This is a genomic window from Kribbella sp. (assembly GCF_035655035.1).
Classification (GTDB): domain Bacteria; phylum Actinomycetota; class Actinomycetes; order Propionibacteriales; family Kribbellaceae; genus Kribbella.
This window is the reverse complement of the sequence record NZ_DASRVN010000318.1, coordinates 1-6,282: the sequence shown is the minus strand read 5'-3', so window position 1 is coordinate 6,282 and position 6,282 is coordinate 1. Positions and strand designations below refer to the sequence as shown.

Sequence of the window (6,282 nt, the reverse complement as noted above, 5' to 3'; positions counted from 1 at the left end):
GCGGTGGGGTGCTGCGAGGGGGGTGGATGGTGCGGTTGACCGGGTGCTCAGTAATCCGCCGTGGGGGGTGCGGGTGGGGGCTGGGGATGTTGTCGGGGCCGTGCGGCGGTGGGGGAAGGTGGTTGGGCCGGGTGGGTTGGTGGTGGTGATTGTGATGCCGGAGCAGGTGGAGTTGCTGGGGCGTGGGTGGCGGGTGGTTGCTCGTCACCAGGTGGCGGTGGCGGGGCGGCATCCGGTGATTGTTGTTGCTACTCGGTCTTGACGTGCATGCGTAGAAGTTCGTAGGTTCTGCGCATACGTAAGCGCAGAGCCACATCCGAGCGCTCATACGTATGAATGTGCAGGAGGAGAGAGATGAAAGCACCACGACAGGCCGACGTCGCCCTGCTCGCGGGTGTCTCCCAGTCCGCGGTCTCGCGGGTGGTCAGCGGGGACACCGACCGGATCCCCGAGGAGACCCAGCAGCGGATCCGGGCGGCGGTGAAGGAGCTCGGGTACGTCCCCAACGCCGCCGCGCGGAACCTGCGGAACAAGCGCAACCGCCTGCTCGGCGTGCATACCTTCGAGGCCGTGTTCCCGCACGCCCGGGAGGACTTCTACTTCGAGTTCCTGCTCGGGATCGAGGAGCGCGCCGAGGAGATCGGGTACGACCTGGTGCTGTTCACATCGACCGGTGCGAGCGACGGGCGGCGGCGGATCTACCGCGACGGGACCAACCGGCTGAACCTCGCCGACGGCACCGTCCTGCTCGGCGCCGCGACCGACCGCGAGGAGCTGGCGCGGCTGCGGGACGACGGATACCTGTTCGTGCACATCGGCCGCCGTGAGGTGCCGGGCGCGGAGATCCCGTGCATCGTCCCGGACTACGTGTCGGCCACCGACCGGCTGGTGACCTCGCTCGCCGACCGCGGCCACCGGCACTTCGCGTACCTGCGCGAGGGCATGGAGCAGGAGGCGTACGTCGACCGCCGCCACGGATACCGCGCCGCGGTCGAGCGCCTCGGGCTGCGGGACCGGTCGCCCGGGTTCCACGGCGAGCCGGGCCTGACCGAGGACTGGCTGGACGAGCTGGCGGCCGGGCCGGAGACCGCGGTGGTTGCCGAGGGCATCAGGTTGGCCGAGGAACTCCGGACCGGACTGGCCGCGCGCGGACGGAACATCCCAGAGGACGTCTCAGTGGCGGTGCTGGAGGGATCGGGTGACGAGCCCGGGCACCGCTGGGACTGCCTGGTGGTCCCGCGCAAGAAGATCGGCCGGATCGCGATCGACGCGTTGGTCGCGCGGGTCGAGCACCCGGACGCGGAGCCGGTCAGCCAACTGGTGGCCTGTGACCTGGTGGCCGGCGAAACCGTCGCCGGGCCGAGAGCTAAGGAGTAACGGGTGGAGACTGATGTCCTAGTGGTCGGCGGTGGCCTCGGCGGGGTCGCCGCCGCGTTGACCGCGGTGCGCCTCGGCCGCAGCGTCGTCCTGACCGAGCCGACCGACTGGCTGGGCGGGCAGCTGACCAGCCAGCTGGTGCCGCCGGACGAGCACCCGTGGATCGAGCGGTACGCCGCCACCGGGTACGCCGAGCTGCGCCGTCGCATCCGTGACTACTACCGGCGCAACTACCCGCTGACGCCCGAGGCCGCGGCGGACCCGCTGCTCGATCCCGGGCTCGGCGTGGTCAGCCGGTTCTGCCACGAACCGCGCGTCGCGGCCGCCGTACTGGAGGAGATGCTCGCGCCGTGGCGCGCGTCCGGCCGGCTGGTCGTGCTGATGGAGCACGAGCCGGTCGCGGCCGAGACGAACGGCGACGAGATCGAGGCGGTCACGTTCCGCGGCGCGGACCGGGAGCTGACGGTCGAGGCGACGTACGTCGTGGACGCGACCGAGCTCGGGGACTTGCTCGAGCTGGCGGGTGTCGAGCACGTGATCGGCGCCGAGGGCCGCGACGAGACCGGTGAGCTGCATGCGCCCGAGGTCGCGAATCCCTTGGACCAGCAGGCGTTCTCGTGGTGTTTCGCGCTCGAGCACCGGCCGGGAGAGGACCACACGATCGACCGTCCGGCGTCGTACGAGCACTGGCGGGACACTGTCGCGCCGTTCTGGCCGGGATCGCAGCTGTCCTGGACCGACATCGTACCGGTGACCCTGGAGCAGCGCGAGTGGCGGCTGCTGGACGCGAACCCGGACCGCAGGGCACCGTTCTCGCTCTGGCGGTACCGGCAGATCCTTGCCGCAAGCAACTTTGTCGACAAGGCGATCCCGGACGTGACGGTGGTGAACTGGCCGCAGCTCGACTACTGGGAGAAACCCCTGCTGGGCGGGCCGGATCCCGCGGACGCGCTGGCCGCGAGCAAGGACCTGTCGCTGTCGTTCCTGTACTGGATGCAGACCGAGGGCGGGTACCCCGGCCTGCGGCTGCGCCCCGATGTCACCGGTACCGCCGACGGGCTCGCGAAGGCGCCGTACATCCGGGAGGCCCGCCGGATCAAGGCCGAGTTCACCGTGCTGGAGCAGCACGTCGGTGTCGAGGCGCGGCCGGAGGGGTCCGGCAGCGAGGTGTTCGCGGACACGGTCGGCCTCGGCCGGTACCGGATCGACCTGCACCCGAGTACGGCCGGTCGGACGTACGTCGACATCGAGGCGTACCCGTTCCAGATCCCGCTCGGCGCGCTGATCCCGGTCCGGGTCGACAACCTGCTGCCGGCGAACAAGAACATCGGGACCACGCACATCACCAACGGTTGCTACCGCCTGCACCCGGTCGAATGGAGTATCGGCGAGGCGGTCGGCGCACTGCTCGCCTTCTGCCTGACCGAGGGACTGTCACCACGCAAGGTCCGCAACGATCCCACCCACCTGGCCGACTACCAGCGCCTGCTGGCGGACACGCTGAAGATCCCGCTGGCCTGGCCGGAAGAGATCCGCCGGTCCGTCGGGGACAATTGACCAGGTATGCCTGACCGTGACCGCGCACCCCTTGAGGAGGACCGCTGACTTCCCGTCCAGGCCGGATCGTCGCCGCGCTGCTCGCCGGTGCGCTGGTCTTCCCGCTGGTGCCGGCGGTCACCGCACAGCCGATGAAGCTGCAGGTCCTGTCCAGCCGTGCGGACATGGTGACCGGCGGTGACGCACTGGTTCACGTGGACGTGTCCGAGGCGGATGCGGACGAGGTACGGGTGAGTCTTGACGGTAAGGACGTGTCGTCGGTGTTCGGCGCCGACGACACGGGCCTTACCGGCCTCGTCAGCGGGATGCGGCTCGGCAGGAACGTCCTGCGGGCCGAGGCGGGCGGTCGCCGTACGACGCTGGAGGTGCGGAACTTCCCGCGGCAGGGGCCGGTGTTCTCCGGGCCGCACGAGCAGCCGTTCGTCTGCGAAACCGCGAACGCGACGGTGCCGGTGATCGGCGGCACCCTCGGCGCACCGCTGGACGACGACTGCACGATCGCGCCGCGGGTCGACTACTTCTACCGGACGCGGGCCGGCAAGTACGCGAAATGGCCGGCCGGTACCCGGCGGTACCCGGCGGATCTCGCCGAGACCGACGCCGGCGACCCGTTCATCGTCCGGATGGAGACCGCGAGCGCGGACCGGGCGATCGTCCGGACCACGATGCTGCACGACCCGCTGCACGAGGCCGCGCCGACGCCGACCCGGCGGTCGCGGGGCTGGAACGGGCGGGCGATCTTCGCCCTCGGCGGCGGTTGCGCGGGCGGGTGGTACCGGTCCGGCCGGACGACCGGTGGCGTCACGGATCCGTACCTGCTCGGGCAGGGATACGCGCTGATGTCGTCGTCGCTGAACGTGTTCGGCCAGAACTGCAACGACCTGACCGCGGCCGAGGCGGCGATGACGACGAAGGAGCTGTTCGTCGAGCACTACGGCCGGCCCGAGTTCACGGTCGGGTTCGGGTGCTCGGGCGGTTCGTACCAGGCCCATCAGATCGCCGACAACTACCCGGGCATCTTCGACGGGATCATCGTCGGCTGCTCGTTCCCGGACGTCGCGTTCGGCACGGTCCCGTTCATCACCGACGCATGGCTGCTGACCGCGTACTTCGCCCGGTCGGGGCTCGGGTGGACGCAGGACCAGAAGCGGCGGGTGGCCGGGTTCCAGAATTACAAAACGCTGGCGAGTATGGCGCTCAGCGCCCGCCGGATCGACCCGCGGTGGAACTGCGGCAGCGTCCCGGTCGGCCTGCGGTACGACCCGCTGCGGAACCCGCACGGCGTGCGCTGCGACGTGTACGACCACGCGGTCACCGTGTACGGCAAGGACCCCCTGACCGGGTTCGCGCGGCGTCCGCTCGACAACGTCGGGGTGCAGTACGGGCTGAAGGTGCTGAAGTCCGGGGTGATCACGCCCGCGCAGTTCCTGGACCTGAACCGGCGGATCGGCGGCTTCGACGCGGACGCGAACCTGGTCCCGGCCCGGACCGAGGCGGATCCGGAGGCGGTCCGGGCGGCGTATCGGACCGGGCGGCTGACCAACGGCGGCGGTGGACTGCGGGACGTGCCGATCATCGACTACCGGGCGTACGCCGACACCCAGCCGTGGGGCGACATCCACCTGCGCTACCACACGTTCTCGATGCGCGCCCGGCTGGAGAAGGCCAACGGTACGGCGGCCAACCAGGTGAGCCTGCTCGAGGACGCGAAGTACGGGCTGTTCTCGACCGCGAGTCCGCTGCTGCGGCACGCGGTCCAGGAAATGGACCGTTGGCTGACCCAACTGACCGCGGACGCGACCTCGCGGCCGCGGATCGACAAGATCGTCGCGGCCAAGCCGTCCGGGCTGGCCGAAGGGTGTCGTGGTCCGCGCGGGTTCATCGCCCAGCCGCTGGACCGGGACCCGGCGTCGCGGTGCGAGAAACTGTTCCCGTCGGCGTCGTTCCCGCGCGAGGTCGCCGGGTCCGGGGTGGCGGCTGACGTGATCAAGTGCCAGCTGGTGCCCCCGGTGCGCTCGGAGTACGCGAAGTTCACCGACGCGCAGTGGGACGAGTTGCGGGCGATCTTCCCGGACGGAGTGTGCGACTGGTCGAAACCGGGCGTCGACCAGCAGCCGTTGGGCGGGACCTGGCTCACCTTCCCAAGCTAAACCTGAACGTGTGCGGCCGTGCCTGGAGATCGTGCGGTGGAAGGATCGGTGCGCCGCTGGTCGGACTACCGAGACCGTGCTGCAGAGCGTCGAGGGTGATCCAGACGTTGCCGCTCGGACGCAGGTCGGCCCACGGCCTGGATATCCGTCCTCTGGAGATCACGTTCAGCCACCAGGGAGGTGGCGACCAGTCGCTGTACCCCGACGTACGGGACATCCGTTTCGACCGGATCCGGGTGGCGCGGGCCGAGCGGGCGCACCGGATCGTGGGTGCGGAGGCGCAGCACATTCGGTCGGTGGTGGTCAGCAACAGCCGGTTCGACCAGGTCGCGGCCGAAGCTGTCGTACAGTACGCCGACGACGTGACGGTCCGAAATATCTTGATCAGCGGTTCTTAGGTGGGACGGCCTACTACCCGGAGTACCTGCCGCGTTCGGTCGGTGACCGGACCGCAATCGACCTGGGAGTCGCGGGACCGCCCTGTCCTCGACGGCGCGGCGGAGAGCGGGATCGGGGTGATCCTCGGGACGCCGACGTACGCCGTACCGCCGCGGCTGCAACGGGCGCCGACTGGTCGGAGCTGTGGCGGCCGGACGGGAACAGCACGCCGTCGTACGACCTGGACTGGCGACGGTTCCAGGCGGCGCGGACCACCGAGTTCATCGCGTGGCAGGCGGAGCTGGTGCCGACGTACGCCGGTCAGCTCCGGCAGGTCGCGTGGGCACTGGTGTCGCGGGGCGCGCGGATGGTCTCGTACTGGCATTGGCATTCGATCCACCACGGGGCGGAGACGTTCTGGGGCGGGATCCTCGGGCACGGGCTGGAGATTGCCGGGTGTCCCGAACATCCCTCCCGGCACGTCCGCACATCTAGAACCTCCAGCCCCCCGGGCCCTCGCCGCTCGGGCGGCGGACGCTGATGCGCACCTTTCCTGTCCCTCTGACGTAGAACGGGGTGCTGACCGTGCGGGCGGTGCTGGTGAAGGACACCCCGTGGGCCAACGCGAGCGGCCGGCCTCGACCGCCTCCTTCACCGCGTCGACGGGGTCGACGTACTGGACGACGGCCTCGTCGTACGCACCCGCGTCGCTCCGGAGGGCGTCGGCGTACGACGTACCACTGGACGGTCGACAGCGACAGCCCCCACCTCACGGTCGACGTACAACCGGAAGGCGAGTGATCCGGCACCGCCGTCACCC

At 70.3% G+C, this 6,282-nt stretch carries 5 protein-coding genes; all 5 read left to right on the top strand.

The genetic code is table 11. The features are described 5' to 3' along the window. Nucleotides 1-354: 354 nt before the first annotated feature. The 5 genes from VFF46_RS18185 (at nucleotide 355) to VFF46_RS40620 (ending at nucleotide 6,003) form a co-directional block, all read left to right on the top strand. The gene (locus tag VFF46_RS18185) at nucleotides 355-1,377 is read left to right on the top strand and encodes a LacI family DNA-binding transcriptional regulator (RefSeq protein ID WP_325038330.1); all 1,023 of its coding nucleotides are present in this window, start codon (nucleotides 355-357) and stop codon (nucleotides 1,375-1,377) included. Nucleotides 1,378-1,380: 3 nt separating this feature from the next. Further along, complete coding sequence (locus VFF46_RS18180; RefSeq protein ID WP_325038329.1) at nucleotides 1,381-2,934, top strand: FAD-dependent oxidoreductase; 1,554 nt, start codon at nucleotides 1,381-1,383, stop codon at nucleotides 2,932-2,934. A 131-nt stretch (nucleotides 2,935-3,065) separates the two neighbouring features. Beyond that, nucleotides 3,066-5,084: a DUF6351 family protein gene (locus VFF46_RS18175; protein ID WP_325038328.1), complete on the top strand. Its 2,019-nt coding sequence runs from the start codon at nucleotides 3,066-3,068 to the stop codon at nucleotides 5,082-5,084. Between the two features lie 95 nt (nucleotides 5,085-5,179). Then, nucleotides 5,180-5,482: a hypothetical protein gene (locus VFF46_RS18170; protein ID WP_325038327.1), complete on the top strand. Its 303-nt coding sequence runs from the start codon at nucleotides 5,180-5,182 to the stop codon at nucleotides 5,480-5,482. A gap of 26 nt (nucleotides 5,483-5,508) precedes the next feature. Continuing rightward, complete coding sequence (locus VFF46_RS40620) at nucleotides 5,509-6,003, top strand: beta-galactosidase (protein ID WP_414673069.1); 495 nt, start codon at nucleotides 5,509-5,511, stop codon at nucleotides 6,001-6,003. The last annotated feature ends 279 nt before the right edge of the window (nucleotides 6,004-6,282 follow it).